This is a genomic window from Rhodococcus sp. IEGM 1366, from assembly GCF_033142425.1.
In the GTDB taxonomy this organism is placed as follows: Bacteria; Actinomycetota; Actinomycetes; order Mycobacteriales; family Mycobacteriaceae; genus Rhodococcus_F; species Rhodococcus_F globerula.
Map to the genome: position 1 here is coordinate 117,822 of NZ_JAWLRZ010000004.1, position 18,038 is coordinate 135,859.

16 protein-coding genes and 2 tRNA genes are annotated in these 18,038 nt (G+C 62.4%); 11 read left to right on the forward strand and 7 right to left on the reverse strand.

All coding sequences use genetic code 11. The features are described from left to right. Nucleotides 1-14: 14 nt before the first annotated feature. A complete protein-coding gene (locus R4P64_RS13300) occupies nt 15-1,259 on the reverse strand; it encodes an NAD(P)/FAD-dependent oxidoreductase (RefSeq protein ID WP_317821195.1) in 1,245 nt (414 codons plus the stop codon). 160 nt (nt 1,260-1,419) lie between these two features. Between R4P64_RS13300 and R4P64_RS13305 the strand changes: the two genes are divergently transcribed. Genes R4P64_RS13305 through R4P64_RS13315 form a run of 3 tightly spaced genes read left to right on the forward strand, consistent with a single transcriptional unit; the run spans nt 1,420 to nt 3,388 of the window. After that, a complete protein-coding gene (locus R4P64_RS13305; protein WP_033232846.1) occupies nt 1,420-2,043 on the forward strand; it encodes a DsbA family protein in 624 nt (207 codons plus the stop codon). Nucleotides 2,044-2,101: 58 nt separating this feature from the next. After that, a complete protein-coding gene (locus tag R4P64_RS13310; RefSeq protein ID WP_033232848.1) occupies nt 2,102-2,575 on the forward strand; it encodes a ribose-5-phosphate isomerase in 474 nt (157 codons plus the stop codon). A 15-nt stretch (nt 2,576-2,590) separates the two neighbouring features. Beyond that, complete coding sequence (locus tag R4P64_RS13315) at nt 2,591-3,388, forward strand: Fpg/Nei family DNA glycosylase (protein WP_033232850.1); 798 nt, start codon at nt 2,591-2,593, stop codon at nt 3,386-3,388. 8 nt (nt 3,389-3,396) lie between these two features. Here R4P64_RS13315 and R4P64_RS13320 read toward each other — a convergent pair whose 3' ends face one another. Next, on the reverse strand, nt 3,397-4,152 hold the full coding sequence (locus R4P64_RS13320; protein WP_317821603.1) for a DUF1542 domain-containing protein: 756 nt from the start codon (nt 4,150-4,152) through the stop codon (nt 3,397-3,399). A gap of 164 nt (nt 4,153-4,316) precedes the next feature. Then, nucleotides 4,317-4,390, reverse strand: a tRNA-Gly gene (locus tag R4P64_RS13325). 318 nt (nt 4,391-4,708) lie between these two features. On the opposite strand from R4P64_RS13325, the gene R4P64_RS13330 reads away from it, so the two are divergent. The 5 genes from R4P64_RS13330 (at nt 4,709) to clpX (ending at nt 9,307) form a co-directional block, all read left to right on the forward strand. After that, nucleotides 4,709-4,782: transfer RNA gene (locus R4P64_RS13330), tRNA-Pro, on the forward strand. Between the two features lie 127 nt (nt 4,783-4,909). Beyond that, nucleotides 4,910-6,283, forward strand: a complete 1,374-nt coding sequence (gene tig, locus R4P64_RS13335; protein ID WP_317821199.1) for a trigger factor — start codon at nt 4,910-4,912, stop codon at nt 6,281-6,283. A 200-nt stretch (nt 6,284-6,483) separates the two neighbouring features. Continuing rightward, nucleotides 6,484-7,071 (forward strand): ATP-dependent Clp protease proteolytic subunit, encoded by a 588-nt coding sequence (locus R4P64_RS13340; RefSeq protein WP_007730960.1) that lies wholly within the window; start codon nt 6,484-6,486, stop codon nt 7,069-7,071. 48 nt (nt 7,072-7,119) lie between these two features. Next, nucleotides 7,120-7,782 carry an ATP-dependent Clp protease proteolytic subunit gene (locus R4P64_RS13345; RefSeq protein ID WP_033232858.1) on the forward strand — a complete coding sequence of 221 codons (663 nt, stop codon included), beginning with the start codon at nt 7,120-7,122 and terminating at the stop codon, nt 7,780-7,782. A 244-nt stretch (nt 7,783-8,026) separates the two neighbouring features. Continuing rightward, nucleotides 8,027-9,307, forward strand: a complete 1,281-nt coding sequence (gene clpX, locus R4P64_RS13350; RefSeq protein WP_033232860.1) for an ATP-dependent Clp protease ATP-binding subunit ClpX — start codon at nt 8,027-8,029, stop codon at nt 9,305-9,307. A gap of 68 nt (nt 9,308-9,375) precedes the next feature. Here clpX and R4P64_RS13355 read toward each other — a convergent pair whose 3' ends face one another. The 3 genes from R4P64_RS13355 to R4P64_RS13365 form a co-directional block, all read right to left on the reverse strand. Further along, on the reverse strand, nt 9,376-10,713 hold the full coding sequence (locus R4P64_RS13355) for an MFS transporter (RefSeq protein ID WP_033232862.1): 1,338 nt from the start codon (nt 10,711-10,713) through the stop codon (nt 9,376-9,378). Between the two features lie 205 nt (nt 10,714-10,918). Then, nucleotides 10,919-13,141, reverse strand: a complete 2,223-nt coding sequence (locus R4P64_RS13360; RefSeq protein ID WP_317821203.1) for a glycoside hydrolase family 3 C-terminal domain-containing protein — start codon at nt 13,139-13,141, stop codon at nt 10,919-10,921. A gap of 50 nt (nt 13,142-13,191) precedes the next feature. After that, on the reverse strand, nt 13,192-13,866 hold the full coding sequence (locus R4P64_RS13365; protein ID WP_051730375.1) for a TetR family transcriptional regulator: 675 nt from the start codon (nt 13,864-13,866) through the stop codon (nt 13,192-13,194). A 114-nt stretch (nt 13,867-13,980) separates the two neighbouring features. On the opposite strand from R4P64_RS13365, the gene aroQ reads away from it, so the two are divergent. From aroQ to R4P64_RS13380, 3 genes are read left to right on the forward strand one after another with little or no spacing between them, the layout of a single operon-like run. Further along, the gene (gene aroQ / locus R4P64_RS13370; RefSeq protein WP_045066931.1) at nt 13,981-14,430 is read left to right on the forward strand and encodes a type II 3-dehydroquinate dehydratase; all 450 of its coding nucleotides are present in this window, start codon (nt 13,981-13,983) and stop codon (nt 14,428-14,430) included. Then, nucleotides 14,430-15,308, forward strand: coding sequence for a shikimate dehydrogenase (locus R4P64_RS13375; protein WP_045066932.1), 879 nt, complete (start codon nt 14,430-14,432; stop codon nt 15,306-15,308). Before aroQ ends, R4P64_RS13375 begins: the two co-directional genes overlap by 1 nt. After that, nucleotides 15,305-17,212: a sugar phosphate isomerase/epimerase and 4-hydroxyphenylpyruvate domain-containing protein gene (locus R4P64_RS13380; RefSeq protein ID WP_287164238.1), complete on the forward strand. Its 1,908-nt coding sequence runs from the start codon at nt 15,305-15,307 to the stop codon at nt 17,210-17,212. The genes R4P64_RS13375 and R4P64_RS13380 overlap by 4 nt, the downstream gene beginning before the upstream one ends. Here the strand turns inward: R4P64_RS13380 and fdhD are convergent. Then, nucleotides 17,169-18,038 carry a formate dehydrogenase accessory sulfurtransferase FdhD gene (gene fdhD, locus R4P64_RS13385; RefSeq protein WP_317821204.1) on the reverse strand — a complete coding sequence of 290 codons (870 nt, stop codon included), beginning with the start codon at nt 18,036-18,038 and terminating at the stop codon, nt 17,169-17,171. The two genes, R4P64_RS13380 and fdhD, sit on opposite strands and share 44 nt — an antisense overlap.

Here is an 18,038-nt window from a genome sequence, read left to right on the forward strand (position 1 = left end):
CATCACGGCGGGGACTACTTCGTGATCGCGGACGCCTCCGTCAATGGAACCGAGGGATCTGCCAGGCGCTTCGGATCCACCGGTGCACTCGACGCCACCAACTCCTTGATTGCGTCACCGGCATCCCAGATGTTGACGTTCATTCCCGCCAGAACCTTGTTGTCGCCGTCGAGCCAGAAGGCCAGGAACTCGCGGTTGTCGACGTCACCGCGGGTGACCACGGAGACGTAGCTGCCATGCGGAGCGTGCCCGACGTACTCCATTCCGAGGTCGTACTGGTCGGTGAAGAAATACGGCATCCGCACGTACTCGGCCGGTTTGCCGAGCATGGTGTCCGCGGCTGTCGCCGGTTGGTTGAGAGCATTTGCCCAGTGCTCCACTCGAATTCGCGCGTTCAGGATCGGGTGCGTCGCCGCCGCGATATCGCCGATCGCCACGACGTCTGGGTCGCTGCTCTGCAGACCCGCGTCGACGAGGACTCCGCCGTCGACCTCGATACCGGCGGCCGTGGCCAACTCGGTGTTGGGGAGAGCGCCCACAGCGATCAGGACGGCGTCGGCGGGAACTACGCTGCCGTCGGCCAGGGTGACGCCGGAAGCAACTCCGTCTGTCACCGCGATGGACTTCACGTCGGTGCTCGTTCGTAGATCAACGCCGTTCGCGCGGTGCAGTGCCGCAAACACTTCGCCCATCTCCGGCCCCAGCGTTGCTTCGAGGGGGAGACTCGCATGCTCGAGGATCGTCACGTCGACACCGAATCCGCGCGCGGACGCGGCGATTTCCAGGCCGATCCAGCCGGCACCCACCACAACCAGTTTCTTGTCCGCGGACAGAGCCTTCAGCAGCGACGACGCCTGGTCGATGGTGCGGATGTAGTGCACACCGTCGGCGTCCGCCCCTGGAATGTCGAGTCGCCGAGAACGCGAACCGGTGGCGAGCGCCAGTTTGTCGTACGAGAGCGTGGAACCGTCGGGGAGAGTCACGGTGTGCGCGAGGGGGTCGAAAGCGGTTGCGGTTGTTCCGGGTCGCAGGTCCACGTGCTGATCGCGGAACCATTCACCGTCGTGGACCGTGAATTCCGGGAGGGTCTTCTTGCCCGCAAAGAACTCCTTGGACAGCGGTGGACGCTCGTACGGCAAATGGTCCTCTTCGCTCAGAAGGACGATGTCTCCGTCGAAATCCCGCTGTCGCAGGGCCTCCGCAGTTTTTGCTCCGGCCAAGCCGCCGCCGATGATGACGAATCTCCGATTTGTGCTCATGGTTGAACCACTCCTTCGCACTCGTGTTCTTTCGACATTACTGGTGAGAGAAGGTGGTTCGGGAGTATGTGGGAAGGATTGGTGGGGGATGATTGTTGCCATGGCGGGGTACGCAATTTTTCGTTCCCGCTAGGACCGTGACCGATAGGGAGTTGTTTACGTGAGTGCAGTCGAGAACAAGAGTGCCGACCGAGCTGATTTCTGGTTCGATCCTCTGTGCCCGTGGTGCTGGATCACCTCGCGGTGGATCCTCGAAGCGCAGCAGGTGCGCAACATCGACGCGAAATTCCACGTCATGAGCCTGGCCGTCCTCAACGAAGGACGTGACCTGCCCGAGGAGTACCGCGAGATGATGACCAAGGCATGGGGACCGGTGCGCGTCGCAATCGCCGCTGCGAAGCTGAAGGGCGACGACATCCTGCTGCCGCTGTACACGGCCATGGGAACCAAGATCCACAACGAAGGCAACAAGGACTTTGCCGACGTCATCAAGCGTTCACTCGACGAGGTCGGACTCCCGGCTGAACTTGCCGACGCAGCCGAGTCGACCGAGTACGACGAAGCCCTGCGTGAGAGCCATCATCACGGCATGGACGCGGTTGGCCCCGACGTCGGAACTCCCACCATCCACGTCAACGGCGTTGCCTTCTTCGGCCCGGTTCTCTCGCGCATCCCGCGCGGCGAGGACGCAGGACGAGTGTGGGACGGCGCAGTTGCGCTGGCGAGCTACCCGCACTTCTTCGAACTCAAGCGCACGCGCAACGAGGATCCGCAGTTCGACTGAGTTCGACCGCACCAGGGCCGGGTGCGCGCCGGGGGATGAGCCTGAGAGAATTGTCCCCATGCGCGTATACCTGGGTGCCGACCATGCCGGATTCGAACGTAAGAACGAGATCATCGAACACCTCACAGCCAATGGCCACGAAGCCATCGACTGTGGTGCTCACGAGTACGACGCCGTGGACGACTACCCGGCTTTCTGCATCGAAGCAGCGAAGCGGGTAGTCGCCGACGAGGGAAGCCTGGGCATCGTCCTCGGCGGAAGCGGCAACGGCGAGCAGATCGCCGCGAACAAGGTTCCCGGCGCCAGGTGCGCTCTGGCGTGGAGCGTCGAAACCGCCAAGCTGGCCCGCGAGCACAACAAGGCACAGCTCATCGGCATCGGTGGACGCATGCATTCCCTCGAGGAATCGCTCGCCATCGTCGACGCCTTCCTTGCCACCGAGTGGTCAGGCGAAGAGCGTCACCAGCGCCGCATCGACATCCTCTCGGAGTACGAGAAGACCGGCGTCGCACCGGCATTGCCGCAGGCCTGATCGAGAAGTAGTCCCGTGCCAGAAGGTCATACCCTGCATCGACTGGCACGGTTGCATGCCAAGAAGTTTGTCGGTTCACCAGTGCGCGTACTCAGCCCGCAGGGTCGATTTGCCACGGACGCGGCTCTGGTGGACGGGCATGTACTCACGTCGTCGGATGCCTGGGGCAAACACCTGTGGCACACATACGACAACGGTCTGATCGTCCACGTACACCTCGGTTTGTACGGAAAGTTCACCGACAGCGCCCTCCCGATGGAAGAACCGGTGGGGCAGGTCCGGATGCGAATGGTCGGTGCCGGCTTCGGCACCGACCTTCGTGGTCCCACCGCCTGTGAAGTCTTGCTGCCGCCGCAAGTAGCCGCTATCGAAGCCAGGCTCGGCCCCGATCCACTGCGCCGCGACGCGGACCCGCAGCAGGCGTGGGCGCGAATCTCGAAGTCCAAGACGGCAATCGGCGCACTGCTCATGGATCAGGCAGTGCTGGCCGGGGTCGGCAACGTCTACCGCGCCGAATTGCTGTTCCGTCACGGCATCAACCCCGAACGCCCCGGCAACCTCGTCAGCTACGACGAATGGACTGCCATGTGGGCGGACCTCGTCGAACTCATGAAGGTCGGCGTGCGACGCGGAAAAATGCACGTCGTGCGGGCCGAGCACGACAACGGCGATCCGGCCTACGCCAAGGATCGTCCGCGCACCTACGTCTACCGGCGCGCGGGATCACCCTGCCGGGTCTGCGGGTCACCGGTCCTTCATTCCGTCATGAAGGCACGAAACCTGTTCTGGTGCCCGGTGTGTCAGGCTGTGTAGCCGGCGCTCTAGAAGTCCATGCCGCCGAAGTCCATCCCGCCTCCGTCGCCGAATCCACTGTCGCCGAATCCGCTGTCACCTGAGTCGTACCCCTGGTCGCCTTGGTCGTAGCTCTGATCGCCGGCGTCGCCTTGGCTTTGATCACCTGCATCTGCGCCTTGATCTGCGTTGGGATCACCGCCCGCTGCGAAAGCCTCTGCGCCGTAAGGAACTCCGGCCATCCCGGAGAACATGGTCGAGAACAGCATCATCGAACCCAGGCCCCAGGCGCCTGCGACGAGGGCGGGCTTCCACCACGGCTCGGAGTACCAACCGGCCGGAACGGGTCGGCCGGCGACGCGACCGCCGGGGTAGTAGTTGGGGGTACGCGACGACGGGGTAGGCGATGCCGCGACCTTGCGGCCCTCGAACTCGACCTCGCGGGACTCGGTCACCGCGCCGGCGGCTTTCTGGCCGTCGATGGTGGGAACGTCAGGACCCGGATCCATTCCCATGGCGACTCGTGCCGCGCGAATGTAGTAAAGCCCTTCCAGCGCAGTCTGTTTCGCGAGACGCGCTTGAATCGGGGTAGCGGCCTGATCGATCTGCGAGCCCGCCGCTGTGTAGCGCTCGGCTGCGTCGGCGAGTGCTTGCCGTGACGGTTCGTCGGTGCCGGTGAGGTTGTACACCTGACCGCCGAGACGCTCGATTGCCTGCCTGGCATCAGCTTTGGCGTCGTCGAGTTGTGTCGCGCTGTGGGTGGAACCGCGTTGCTGGCTCTTCATGACCAGGAACACGACAACAGCCAGAACGACGAGGATGAGAAGAATCGTGGTCACGGGTGGCCTCCGAGCAGTATCGATCCGGACAACTCCAGGATACGGATCGCTGCAACAAAAAATCCGCACCGGCGAGGCCGATGCGGATCTTTGTGGAAGTTTCCCTCCGATGGAGGGGATGACGGGAATCGAACCCGCGTGATCAGTTTGGAAGACTGAGGCTCTACCATTGAGCTACATCCCCGTGCACACGCGAACTCGGGATCGCCGTGTTCGTCGTCTGCGATTCGAAACTGTACCCAATGCGGGCGCGGATTTCATAATCGGGGGGTCGAAAGCGTTCTCACCAGGGGAATCTCCGGCGAGGGTGGGTAGTCGAGGGTCAGTGGCTCCGGTGAGCCCGGAGTTTCGGGCCGGATGCAGGCTGCACGTGCTTACGGCTATCCGTGTACAAATGGTGGGCGGGTTCGTGAGAGAGTAGTGAGCGCGATAAGGTTTGGCGCAGTCGCAAGTACGCGGCTGTTTTCGCGAGCGTGTTCGTAAGAAGCATGTTTGCGAGTAACGGGATGTAGCGCAGCTTGGTAGCGCATCCGCTTTGGGAGCGGAGGGTCGCAGGTTCAAATCCTGTCATCCCGACAAGTACGTATACGAGACTCCACTACTGCACACGCAGGAGTGGAGTGTCGTGCAAGACCACACGAGCAAGACCGAAAACCTGCAGTAAGCCAGTTATGAGCAAGACCAGACGAAGGAGCGAAGTTTCGTGAAGAGCACCGTCGAGCAGCTCAGCCCGACGCGAGTCCGTATCAACGTTGAGGTGCCCTTCGCGGAACTCAAGCCTGATTTCGACAAGGCCTACAAGGCCCTCGCGCAGCAGATTCGTCTCCCAGGCTTCCGTCCGGGCAAGGCCCCGGCCCGCCTCCTCGAGGCACGCGTCGGTCGCGCCGCTGTGCTCGATCAGGTCATCAACGACGCTCTGCCGTCGCGTTACTCCGAGGCTGTCACCAGCGCCGGCGTCAAGGCACTCGGCCAGCCCGAGATCGAGGTCACGAAGCTCGAAGACGGCGACGTCCTCGAATTCGCTGCCGAGGTCGACGTGCGCCCCGAGATCGAACTCCCGGATTTCAGCTCCATCAACGTCACGGTCGATCCGATCGAGATCACCGATGAGGCCATCGAAGAGCAGCTGCTCTCGCTGCGTCAGCGTTTCGGCACCCTCACGGGCGTCGACCGCGCAGTCGAGGACGGCGACTTCGTCTCCATCGACCTGTCGGCCACCGTCGACGGCGAGAACGTTGCCGAGGCTACCGCCAGCGGACTGTCGCACGAGGTCGGTTCGGGCCAGCTCATCGAGGGCCTCGACGAAGCCATCATCGGCCTGAAGGCGGGGGAGTCCAAGGACTTCACGTCGACTCTGGTCGCCGGTGAATTCGCAGGCAAGGAAGCCGTTGTCACCGTGACCGTGCAGACGGTCAAGGAGCGCGAGCTTCCGGACGAGGACGACGAGTTCGCTCAGCTCGCCAGCGAGTTCGACACCCTCGACGAACTGAAGGCAGACCTCCGCGAGCGCGTCGGACGCGTCCGCAAGGTCGAGCAGGCCGGCCAGATCCGCGACAAGGTTCTCGAGCAGCTGCTCGAGACGGTCGAGGTTCCGCTGCCCGAGGCCATCGTCAAGGCTGAGGTCGACGCTGCACTGCACGACGCCGTTCACGGTCTCGATCACGACGAAGAGGCTCTGAACAAGGCTCTCGAAGAGCAGGGCAGCAGCCGCGAAGAGTTCGACAAGGACACGTTGGAGGCCGCTGAGCGCTCCGTCAAGACGCAGCTCCTGCTCGACTCCATCGCGGACGCCAACGACGTCACCGTCGGCCAGGACGAGCTCACCGAGCGCATCCTGTTCCAGGCACAGCGTTACGGCATGGCTCCTGAGCAGTTCATCCAGCAGATCCAGCAGGCCAACCAGCTTGGTGCGATGTTCGCCGATGTCCGTCGCGGCAAGGCTCTCGCAGCCGTCGTCGAGGCTGCCGGCGTCACCGACAGCAGCGGCGCTGCTGTCGACACCGCTGAGCTTTTCGGTAACGGCAAGGCTGACGAGGACGCAGAGGCGTCTGATTCTGCCGAGAGCGAAGACAAGTAAAAAAGCAGGTTATCGGGTGTTTTCACCGCGATCGGCTGCAATGAGTTTTCCGCTTTGAGCGAAGTAGGGCGGCACCGGGACTCCGGTGCCGCCCTACTTGGTTAGTGTCTGTGTCAGCAATTCGTATTTGGCAAAGAAGATCCACATAGAAGGCAGGTACCGTGACTTCCAATCACCTGGAGACTTTGCAGAGTCCCGCCATGACTTCAGCCACCGCTGGGTTGAACCTCAGCGACTCGGTATACGAGCGCTTGCTCCGTGAGCGCATTATTTTCCTCGGCACCCAGGTCGACGACGACATCGCAAACAAGCTGTGCGCGCAGATCCTGCTTCTCTCGGCCGAGGACCCGACGCGAGACATCTCGCTCTACATCAACTCGCCTGGTGGATCCGTCACCGCCGGTATGGCGATTTTCGACACCATGCAGTTCGCGGAGTGCGACATCGCGACGTTCGGCATGGGTCTCGCCGCGTCGATGGGGCAGTTCCTGCTCTCGGCAGGCACCAAGGGCAAGCGTTACGCCCTGCCGCACGCCCGCATCATGATGCACCAGCCGTCCGCCGGTATCGGTGGTAGCGCCAGCGACATCGCCATCATGGCCGAGCAGTTCAAGCACACCAAGCGTGAAATGGCCGAGCTGATCGCTCAGCACACCGGTCAGACGGTCGAGCAGATCACCGCTGACTCGGACCGTGACCGTTGGTTCACGGCGAAGGAAGCCCTCGAGTACGGCTTCGTCGACCATGTCGTCTCTCGTGCGAATCAGGCCGGCGGCACCGGCAACTGAGTCGGTTGATCCGTCCTATTGCTGCCCAATTCATACTTTGGAGAACTGATGACAAACCTTTTCGGAGCTAACTCGCTGGGCGGCCAGGCGCCGTCGGGCCCGCAGTCGCGCTACATCCTGCCCCAGTTCACGGAGCAGACCAGCTACGGAGTCAAGACGTCCGACCCGTACAACAAGCTTTTCGAGGAGCGCATCATCTTCCTCGGCTCGCAGGTCGACGACGTGTCCGCGAACGACCTCATGGCACAGCTGTTGGTTCTGGAATCGCAGGATCCGGACCGCGACATCACGATGTACATCAATTCGCCCGGTGGTTCGTTCACCGCGCTGATGGCGATCTACGACACGATGCAGTACGTGCGTGCAGACATCTCCACCGTCTGCCTCGGCCAGGCCGCGTCGGCTGCTGCTGTTCTGCTCGCCGGCGGTACGCCGGGTAAGCGTTTTGCGCTCCCCAACTCGCGCATCCTGATTCACCAGCCGGCCACCGGCGGTATCCAGGGCCAGGTTTCCGATCTGGAGATCCAGGCAGCCGAGATCGAGCGTATGCGTCGTCTCATGGAGAACACGTTGGCTCTGCACACCGGCAAGGATCCGCAGACGATCCGCGTCGACACCGATCGTGACAAGATCCTCACGGCCGAGCAGGCCAAGGAATACGGCATCATCGACGACGTTCTGGCGTACCGGAAGCTCAGCGCACAGAAGTAGTCGTTTTCCGCCTCGTGTCGACCACCGAAATTCGGTGCGCGACGCGAGGCGGATCGGTCGGGAAGTACCAGGTGGAAGACATGCCTGAACTATTTCCCCGACAATATTCTTGATAATCCGTCGACGAATCGCCGACAACAGGTCGACCGTGGTTCGGAACAACGGGTACCGTCACATCACGGGCTGGTTCTGGATCTGCGTTCTGGCGAGTGCACGTACACGAAGGAAGTAGGGACCTCACGAGATGGCACGCATCGGCGACGGCGGGGATCTGCTCAAGTGTTCTTTCTGCGGTAAGAGCCAGAAGCAGGTCAAGAAACTCATTGCAGGACCCGGGGTGTACATCTGCGACGAGTGCATCGACCTCTGCAACGAGATCATCGAGGAAGAACTGGCCGAGTCGAGTGAGGTCAAACTCGACGAGCTGCCGAAGCCCGCGGAGATCCGCGATTTCCTCGAGAACTACGTCATCGGTCAGGACTCCGCCAAGCGGACGCTCGCAGTGGCTGTGTACAACCACTACAAGCGTATTCAAGCCGGCGACAAGGGCCGCGATGCCCGCGGCGAAACCGTCGAACTCGCAAAATCCAACATCTTGATGCTCGGTCCCACCGGCTGCGGTAAGACGTATCTCGCGCAGACCTTGGCGAAGATGCTCAACGTTCCGTTCGCGATTGCGGACGCAACGGCCCTGACCGAGGCGGGTTACGTCGGTGAAGACGTCGAGAACATTCTGCTCAAGCTGATTCAGGCTGCGGATTACGACGTCAAGCGCGCCGAGACCGGCATCATCTACATCGACGAGGTCGACAAGATCGCTCGCAAGAGCGAGAACCCCTCGATCACCCGGGACGTCTCCGGTGAGGGCGTTCAGCAGGCTCTGCTCAAGATTCTCGAAGGCACGCAGGCCAGCGTTCCGCCGCAGGGTGGGCGCAAGCATCCGCATCAGGAATTCATCCAGATCGACACCACGAACGTGCTGTTCATCGTCGCCGGTGCGTTTGCCGGCCTCGAACGCATCGTGTCCGATCGGGTAGGCAAGCGCGGCATCGGCTTTGGTGCCGAGGTGCGCTCCAAGGCAGAACTCGACACCGTCGATCGTTTTGCCGAGGTCATGCCGGAAGATCTGATCAAGTTCGGTCTGATTCCCGAGTTCATCGGCCGTTTGCCGATGATCGCGTCGGTCACCAATCTCGACAAGGCGTCGCTCGTCCAGATTCTGTCCGAGCCCAAGAACGCTCTGGTGAAGCAGTACCGTCGACTGTTCGACATGGACGGCGTGGAACTCGAGTTCACCGAGGAAGCCCTCGACGCGATTGCCGATCAGGCCATTCTCCGTGGCACCGGTGCCCGTGGACTGCGCGCCATCATGGAAGAAGTTCTTCTCCCCGTGATGTACGACATCCCCAGTCGCGACGACGTCGAGAAGGTTGTGGTGACCGCCGAGACCGTCATCGACAACGTTCTGCCGACTATCGTCCCGCGTAAGCCGGAGCGCGGCGAACGCCGCGACAAGACGGCTTAACATCAAAACAACTGTGGCCCGGCATCTCTCGCGAGATGCCGGGCCACAGTTGTTTGTGGGGTGTTCGACTAGATCGGGTTGCCGAGTTCCTTGAGCGGGGTGCGGAAGGTTTCCTTGGCGGTGAAGGCGGAGATCGCACAGATGACACAGGCGACGGACGTCAGAATTGCGACGGGCATCCAGTGGGTCTTGTCGCCGCCCATCAGAGCGTTGCCGATGGCGGGTGCAAAGCCGGCGAGCGCAAATCCGACCTGGGTTCCGATTGCGATACCCGAGTAGCGGACCTTGGTGTTGAACATCTCGGAGTAGAACGACGGCCAGATAGCGTTGGGTGCCGCGTAGAAGACGGACATCAAGCCGATTGCCGCAAGGAAGATGAGCGGAACGTTTCCACTGGCGATCGCACCGAAGTAGACGTAGATGAAGACCGCGCTGCCCAGTGCGCCACCGACGAAGAGCGGTCGACGGCCGATTCGGTCGGACAATATCGCCCAGGCAGGCTGGCTGATCAGTGCGACAGCGTTTGCGGCAATGGCAACCCACAGCATCGTGGACTTGGGGATTCCCACTTCTTCAGTGGTAGCGAAGGCAAGACCGAACACGGAGAAGATGGTCGACACGACGGCGATGAAGGCGCAGCAGATGACGCGGACCAGATTTGCGCTGTGTGTGCGAAGCAGGTCGGCGACGGGGAGCTTCGCAACGGCCTTGGATTCCTGCTGCTCGATGAACTCTTCGGGCTCTTCGAGCTTGAGTCGCATGATGTAGGCGGCAATGAGAACGATCAGGCTGCCCCAGAACGGGATTCGCCAACCCCAGGTGTAGAGAATGTCGTCGGGCAGCGCCGCGATGGGGAGGAATACCAGGCTGGCGAGGATGAATCCGGCTTGAGTGCCGTTGAGCGTCCAGCTGCAGAAGAAGGCGCGTCGGCCTTCCGGTGCGTGTTCGAGAGTGAGTGAGCTCGCGCCACTCTGCTCGCCGGCCGCGGAGATGCCCTGGGCGATGCGCATCAGGACGAGCAGTATCGGCGCGAACACTCCGATCGAGTCGGCGCTCGGGATGCATCCGATGAAGAAGGTGGCCGCGCCCATCATGATGAGTGTCAGCAGCATGATCTTCTTGCGGCCGACGCGGTCGCCGAAGTGTCCGAGAACCACGGCGCCGACGGGACGCGCGATATAGGCAACTCCGAATGTCGCGAGGGAGAGCAGTGCCGCGTGCCCGCTGTCGGGGAAGAACACCGTCGGGAAGATGAGCGCGGCGGCTGATGCGTAGATGTAGAAGTCGTAGTACTCGAGCATGCTGCCGAGGAACGACGACGTAGCGGCGCGTTTGACCTTGGTGGTGTCTGTTGTGGGCAAGTGCCCTGCCTCAGGTCCCGACGGTGTGACCGTGCTAGCTGACATGCTCATCTCCTGGTGGAAGCGAAAGTGGAGGGCTCTACATCCGCGACGTGGTGTTCGGCGTACTTGTTCGTACTTTGAACGTTTGTGCGGAGAGCGATACACAGAATGTAACTGACGCCACACCGACTACACAAGATTATTAACCAAATAGTTCATAAAAATCTAGCTACGTTTCGGTTGGTTATCGAAACCCCAGTTCAGAGAGCTATGGCTGAGGCCGCTGTGTGGCCGCAACCAGTTCGGCTACCTGCTCCTGCGTGATGCCGAGGCCGAAGGCCGCGAGTTTGCCGAGCGGCATGGAACCGGCCATGGCCATCAGTTCGGGCGCTATCGGCGGGGAATCTTCGGTGGCGGCAGCGGCCATCGCGGCGCCGAGAACTGGGCCTCCGACCGGATGTGCGAACCACTCGGCGATGGTCGACATGGCGTTCAGCGGGCGAGGTCCGATGTTTCCCGGCAGGGTGATCCTGTCCGTGGTTGCAATGTCGCGCGAGGAGAAGCCGACGCGAACGTCGTAGTCACCGGCTTCGACGGCCCAGTCCTGGTCCTTGGCGGACCAGTAGGAAAATGCGCGCGGGTCGAGTGTGATCGTCGTGGTTGTCGATTGCCCGGCTTCGAGGTGGACTTTGGCAAAGCCCTTCAGCTCTTGGGTAGGTCGGTCGACGGCAGAGCCCGCGTCGTGGACGTATACCTGGACAACCGTGCTGCCGGCTCGATCACCGGTGTTGAGCACGGTCACCGTGATCTCGGCAGAATTTTCTCCAGCGGTGATTGCGGTGTCGGTGACGGCAAAGGTGGTGTAGCTTCGCCCGAAGCCGAAGGGGTAGGCAACGTCGTGGTCGACGGAGTCGTAGTAGCGGTATCCCACATACAAACCTTCCCCGTATCGCACGTGTTGCGCAGATCCCGGGAAATGAAGGTATGACGGGTTGTCTTGCAGCCGAAGGGGAATCGTCTCGGTGAGGTGGCCGGACGGGTTGACGAGACCGAACAGGATGTCGGCGATCGCCGACCCGCCTGCCTGGCCGAGAAGCCATCCTTCGAGGATGGCGGCGGCGTACATGCGCCACGGGTTGATCGAGACGACGCCACCGTTGGACAAGACCACGACGGTGTTCGGATTGGCGCTGTGCACTGCTTTCAGCAGGGCGATCTGGTCGGCGGGCAAGTCGATGTCCGAGCGGTCGAACCCCTCGGATTCGGTGGCTGACGGGAGGCCGAGGAAGAGGACGGCCACGTCGGACCTGCGGGCAGCGTCGACGGCTTCGGTGACTTTGTCGCTGTCCGGGGTGCCGTCGAAGGTGAATCCCGGAGCGAAGGTCACGCGGTCGGAACCCGCGATGGCCAGGATTGCGTCCAGCGCATTGTCGAGGGTGGTCGGTACTACCTGTGAACTGCCGGCGCCCTGGTACCGCGGACTGCAAGCGAACTCGCCGATGACCGCGACGGTCTGCCCTCCCGGGGTCAGGGGGAGGATCTCACCGTCGTTTTCGAGGAGGACCGCGGATTCGGCGGCAGCGGTCCGGGCGAGTTCATGGTGATTCGCAGCGTCGTAGGTGTGGCCATCGATCCGAGCGCCGGCAGTACGGTCGACCAGCGTCGCCACCCGCTCGGCAGCTGTGGTCACGACGGATTCGTCGAGGTCGCCGCTGTGTACGGCGTCGACGATCTGTCCGTCGGTGCCCGAGGGCGGCATCTCCAAATCCAGGCCGGCGGCAATCGCCGCAACCCGGTCGTTCACGGCTCCCCAATCGGAGACGACAAGGCCGTCGAATCCCCACTGCTCGCGCAGAACTTCGGTGAGCAGCCAATGGTTCTGGCTCGCGTAGACGCCGTTGATCTTGTTGTACGAGCACATCACCGTGGTGGGCGCTGCCGCGGTGACCGCGTACTCGAATCCAGCGAGGTAGATCTCCCGCAGGGTTCGCTCGTCGATATCGGCGCTGACCCGCATGCGGTCGTGTTCTTGGTTGTTGGCGGCAAAATGCTTGAGCGACGTACCGACGCCGCGGGACTGAATACCGATGATCAGTGCGGCAGCCACGCGGCCGGATACGAAGGGATCCTCGGAGACGTACTCGAAGTTCCGCCCGCACAAGGGGGATCGTTTGATGTTGATACCGGGGCCGAGAAGGACCGAGACCTGCTCGGCTTTGGCTTCGTCGCCCAGCGCTTCGCCGACGCGGCGGATGAGGTCGAGATTCCAGGATGAACCGAGTCCGACGGCCGGCGGGAAACACGTGGCCGGGATGCTCTGACCGAGCCCGAGTGCGTCACCGCCCTCCGGTTGTTTGCGAACGCCGTGCGGGCCGTCGGTCAGCAGTATCGACGGAATTCCGGCGACAGCCTGGCTGTGCCAGAAATCCGATCCCGAGGTCAAGGAAGCCTTGTCCTCGAGTGAAAGTCCGTGCGCGCTGTTCTCGGTCACGTGTGTCCTCCCGGTTGCGAGTGCTCCGAAGTCAATTAGTTGGTAGTCGGTCAGGCGGGGGTAGGCGCCGTCAGGAAAGCGACGACCATGTCGCCGAGCATGGTTCGCAGGTGCTCGCGATGCGTCGGGGCGATGAGGTCGCGGTCGAAGAGTGCTTTGAATGTGTAGCGGTTGGCGATGCGGAAGACGCAGAAACTGCTGATCAGCATGTGCACGTCGAGAGCGTCGACGTCGTCTCGGAACGTGCCGGCCTTCTGGCCGTCGAGGAGGATCTGTGACACCAGGTCCGCGGCGGGAGCGCCGAGTCCGCTGAGCACTTCGGACTTCTCGATGTACTCGCCGCGCAGCATGTTCTCGTTGGCCACCAGGCGAATGAAGTTCGGGTGCTGCTCGTGGTGATCGAAGGTGAGTTCTGCAAGTGCGCGAACAGCTGCCGTCGGATCGAGGCCCTCGAGATCGAGTTCACGCTCCTGCGCCCGGATCACGCTGTACGCGTGTTCCAGAACCGACTTGTACAGCCCTTCCTTGTCGGTGAAGTAGTAGTAGATCATGCGTTTTGTGGTGTGAGTCTTGGTGGCGATCTCGTCCACGCGGGCTCCGGCGAAACCCTTGTCGGCAAACTCCTCGGTCGCGACGGCGATGATGTTCACTCGGGTGAGATCGCTGTTTCGACGTCGTTTCTCGGGCTTGGATGCCAGTGCATTCGCGGAGTGCTCGGAGACCATGGACCTCACTCTATCTGCGGCGGAGTTGGGTGAGTTCCTTGTCGAGTGCGCGTCGGAGGAGTAGTGTCCGATAAATTAACTCACTAGTTCGTACATTAGCTTCGAGGTGACCCGATGGCAGTATCAAGACCGATCCTGGTTCTCAACGGACCCAATCTCAATCTGTTGGGGCAGCGCCAACCGGAGTTCTACGGTCGGGACACCCTTGATGACGTAGTTGCCCGCTGTGAGGTCGCGGCCGCAAACTTCGGTGCCGTCGTCGAGGCAAAGCAATCGAATCACGAGGGTCAGCTCATCGACTGGATCCACGAAGCACGCGGACGAGTTGCCGGCATCGTGATCAACCCCGGCGGCTATTCGCACACGTCGGTCGCCTTGCGGGATGCGCTGGTCACGCTGGAAGCTCCCGTTGTCGAGGTTCATATCAGTAACATTCACAGTCGTGAAGACTTCCGTCAGCACTCGTACGTGTCCGGAATTGCAGACGCCGTCATCTGCGGACTGGGGATCGACGGATACAGCGCCGCAGTCGAGTTCGTGTGCGTCCGAGGAGAAGAGAACTGATGAGCGAGACAATTCTCTGTGGTCTTATCGGCACAGGAATCGGTGCGTCCTTGACGCCGATCATGCACGAGGAGGAGGGACGGGCGCAGTCTCTGCCGTACGTCTACCGCATCCTCGATCTCGACGTGATGGGGCTGGCACCGTCGGATATCGGTGAACTGCTCACCTACGCCAAGCGTTTCGGCTTCCGCGGCCTCAACATCACCCACCCGTGCAAGCAGTTGGTGATCGAGCATCTCGACGAATTGTCCCCTGACGCAGCAAAACTCGGAGCCGTCAATACGGTTCTCTTCGAGGGTGGCAAAGCGATCGGTCATAACACCGACTGGTCCGGCTTCGGACGTAACTTCGACACGGGACTCCCCGGCGCGAAGCTGGACCGGGTGGTCCAGCTCGGTGCCGGCGGCGCGGGTGCTGCCGTTGCGTATGCGGCGCTGACGCGCGGAGCTCGCGTGCTGACATTGGTGGATTCGAGTCTTGCTCGGGCGCAGGAACTTGCGCGGACGTTAGCAGTGCAGTTTCCCACTCAGAGCGTGGTAGCGAAGCACACCGACGACCTGGCCGATGCACTTGCCGACGCCGACGGGTTGATTCATGCCACCCCGATGGGAATGGCCGCGCACCCCGGTATGGCCTTCTCCCCGGATCTTCTGCGCCCGGACCTGTGGGTTGCGGAGATCGTGTACCGCCCCCTCGAAACAGAGCTCCTTCGCCAGGCGCGCTTGATCGGTGCCCCGACGCTCAGTGGCGGCGGGATGACCGTTTTCCAAGCCGTCGACGCCTTCCGGATCTTCACCGGTATCGAGCCGGACAGTGATCGGATGCTCGCCCACATGACCGCCCTTGTTCAGGGTGAGCAGGCGGCGGTAGCACGATGAGCACTCCGGTTCGAACGTCTATAGCAACCGTGTCACTCAGTGGCACCCTCGAAGAAAAGCTGGTTGCGATTGCCGCGGCGGGCTTCGACGGTTTTGAGGTGTTCGAGCCGGATTTTGTCGCCTCGCCGTGGTCGCCGAAGGAACTGCGCACGCGGGCCGCGGATCTGGGGCTGACCCTGGATCTGTATCAACCGTTTCGTGATTTCGATTCCCGCAGCGAGGATCAATTCGCCCGGAATCTTGTTCGGGCGCAGCGCAAGTTCGAGCTCATGGAAGAGCTGGGCTGCGAAACACTGCTTGTGTGTTCCTCGCCGTTGCCGACGGCAAGCCATGACGACGGCCAGTTGGTCGAACAATTCTCGGTGTTGGCAGAGCTGGCGTCCGAGCACGGCAAGAAGGTGGCGTACGAGGCGCTGGCCTGGGGCGGACACGTCAATACTTACCGGCATGCGTGGAAGATCGTCGAGGAAGTTGATCATCCGTCACTCGGAACCTGCTTGGACAGCTTCCACATCCTGTCCCGCGGTGACGATCCCGCTGGAATCCGGGATATCCCCGGTGAGAAGATATTCTTCCTGCAGTTGGCGGACGCACCGTTCATGGCGATGGACATCCTTCAGTGGAGCAGGCATCACCGAAACTTCCCGGGGCAGGGCAGCTTCGACCTGAGCACTTTTGCCGGGCACGTCCACGCCGCCGGCTACACGGGACCGTGGTCACTCGAAATCTTCAACGACGTGTTTCGTCGGGCCGACACACAGCGAACGGCAGTCGACGCCCACCGGTCGCTGCTCCACTTGGAGGAGCAGGTGTCCGCCGCCGTGTCGGTTGGGGACGGACCCGAGTTGTTCACGGCACCGGAGCGGACTCCGCTCGAAGGTATCGTCTCGCTGCGCGTCGCGGCCGGACCGGCCAAGCAGGATCAGCTTCACACGATGCTGTCTTCGGTGGGCTTTCACCTGGTCGGACGCCATCGTGATCACGATCTGCAGTTGTGGCGCCACGGCCTTCTGACCATCGCCGTCGACGCGACGGCTGGGACGGTGTGGAGCGCGCCCGGTCTCCCGGCCGACCTGCCGGTTCTCACTCAGATCGGAATCCGCGCAACTGAACCCGAGGTGTGGGGCCGGCGAGCACTGGCGTTGGAGGTACCGGTCGAACAGGTGCGGTTGCCAGGTTCGGCGGACGAGAATGCCGAAGTTCCGGACGTCGTCCGCCTGAAGGTCACCGACGCGACGTCGATCGACCTACGCGGCCCAGGCAGTGCGGCGGCGTGGGAATCGGCGTTCGACATCTACCCGCTCTCGGCCGCCCGCAACCGCGCGGAGGCGTCGGTGCTCACGGGCATCGACCATGTTGCCCTTGCCGTCCCGGCCGAGAGTTGGGACTCCGTCATGCTGCTCCTGCGTTCTGTCTTCGAGATGCATCCGCACGAGGGGCTGGATGTCACCGATTCCGTCGGACTCATGCGGAGCCAAGCGCTCACCCTCGTTCAGGACGGTTCGGGAAACACTCTGCGCATCTCGCTGAACATGGTGGACGGCAGCCGAAGTGGGTTGCCCACCGTGCGCCGCGGCGGCGTCAGCCACGTTGCCTTCTCGTGTGAGAACATTTTTGCCGCGGCAGCCACCATGGCGGACTGGGGCTATGCGCCGCTTCCCATATCGCCGAATTACTACGAAGATCTCGAAGCGCGCTTCGGTCTCAATGCCGAACTGCTCGACCGTATGCGCGGCGCGGGAATCCTCTACGACGCGGATGCTCACGGCGAGTTCTTCCACCTGTTCACCCCGACCGTCGGCGCCGACCTGTTCTTCGAGGTCGTTCAACGCGTGGGTGGGTACGAGGGTTACGGCGAGGTCAACTCCGCTGTGCGACTGTCGGCTCAGCTGCGCGCGGAGTAGGGACGACCTCGATTCGGTGCGGGTGGGAGTAGACGTTCATCGAATCGCCGCGGATGAAACCGGCAAGCGTCAGTCCCGACTCCTTTGCCAGTTCCACGGCCAGTGACGACGGAGCCGAGACGGCACCGAGGATCGGAATGCCGGCCATGACGGCCTTCTGGGCGAGTTCGAAAGACGCCCTGCCGCTGACGATCAAGATCGTGTCGTACAGGGGTACTCGGCCGTCGGTGATGGCCCAGCCGATCACCTTGTCTACCGCATTGTGACGGCCGACGTCCTCGCGGAGAGCAAGCAGTTCGCCTGTGGTGGTGAACAATCCGGCTGCGTGCAGGCCGCCGGTGGTCTCGAAGATGCGCTGTCGTCGTCGAAGAGTGAGCGGCATTGACGACAGCGTGGTCGAGCGGACGGTGGTGGTGTCGCCGACCAACGGATGTCGCGTCGTGGTTCGGACGGCGTCGAGTGAGGTCTTGCCGCACACTCCGCACGCGGAACTGACGACGGTGTTGCGGTCGGTGGTGTGGTCGGGCAACGGCACTCCGGGAGCGAGAGCGATGTCGAGGACGTTGTATGTGTTTGCGCCGGTCTCGTCGACGCCGTCGCAGTAGCGAACGATGCTGACGTCGTCACGGGTGGCGATGACGCCCTCGCTGAGAAGAAATCCGTGCACGAGGTCGACGTCGTTGCCCGGTGTTCGCATCGTCACCGCCAGCACCAGGCCGCCGACCCTCATTTCGAGTGGTTCCTCGACGGCCAGCGTGTCGGGGCGCGTGACGACCCGGTCACCCGAGATTCGAACGACCGGTGTTCGTGCGGTGACTCGTCCCAT

Coding starts and splice junctions, on each gene's coding strand:
- R4P64_RS13300 (WP_317821195.1), bottom strand. CDS start 1,259: ATGAGCACAAATCGGAGATTCGTCATCATCGGCGGCGGCTTGGCCGGA.
- R4P64_RS13310 (WP_033232848.1), top strand. CDS start 2,102: ATGCGCGTATACCTGGGTGCCGACCATGCCGGATTCGAACGTAAGAAC.
- R4P64_RS13320 (WP_317821603.1), bottom strand. CDS start 4,152: ATGAAGAGCCAGCAACGCGGTTCCACCCACAGCGCGACACAACTCGAC.
- R4P64_RS13340 (WP_007730960.1), top strand. CDS start 6,484: ATGACTTCAGCCACCGCTGGGTTGAACCTCAGCGACTCGGTATACGAG.
- R4P64_RS13345 (WP_033232858.1), top strand. CDS start 7,120: ATGACAAACCTTTTCGGAGCTAACTCGCTGGGCGGCCAGGCGCCGTCG.
- clpX (WP_033232860.1), top strand. CDS start 8,027: ATGGCACGCATCGGCGACGGCGGGGATCTGCTCAAGTGTTCTTTCTGC.
- R4P64_RS13355 (WP_033232862.1), bottom strand. CDS start 10,713: ATGTCAGCTAGCACGGTCACACCGTCGGGACCTGAGGCAGGGCACTTG.
- R4P64_RS13365 (WP_051730375.1), bottom strand. CDS start 13,866: ATGGTCTCCGAGCACTCCGCGAATGCACTGGCATCCAAGCCCGAGAAA.
- aroQ (WP_045066931.1), top strand. CDS start 13,981: ATGGCAGTATCAAGACCGATCCTGGTTCTCAACGGACCCAATCTCAAT.
- R4P64_RS13375 (WP_045066932.1), top strand. CDS start 14,430: ATGAGCGAGACAATTCTCTGTGGTCTTATCGGCACAGGAATCGGTGCG.
- R4P64_RS13380 (WP_287164238.1), top strand. CDS start 15,305: ATGAGCACTCCGGTTCGAACGTCTATAGCAACCGTGTCACTCAGTGGC.
- fdhD (WP_317821204.1), bottom strand. CDS start 18,038: ATGGGACGAGTCACCGCACGAACACCGGTCGTTCGAATCTCGGGTGAC.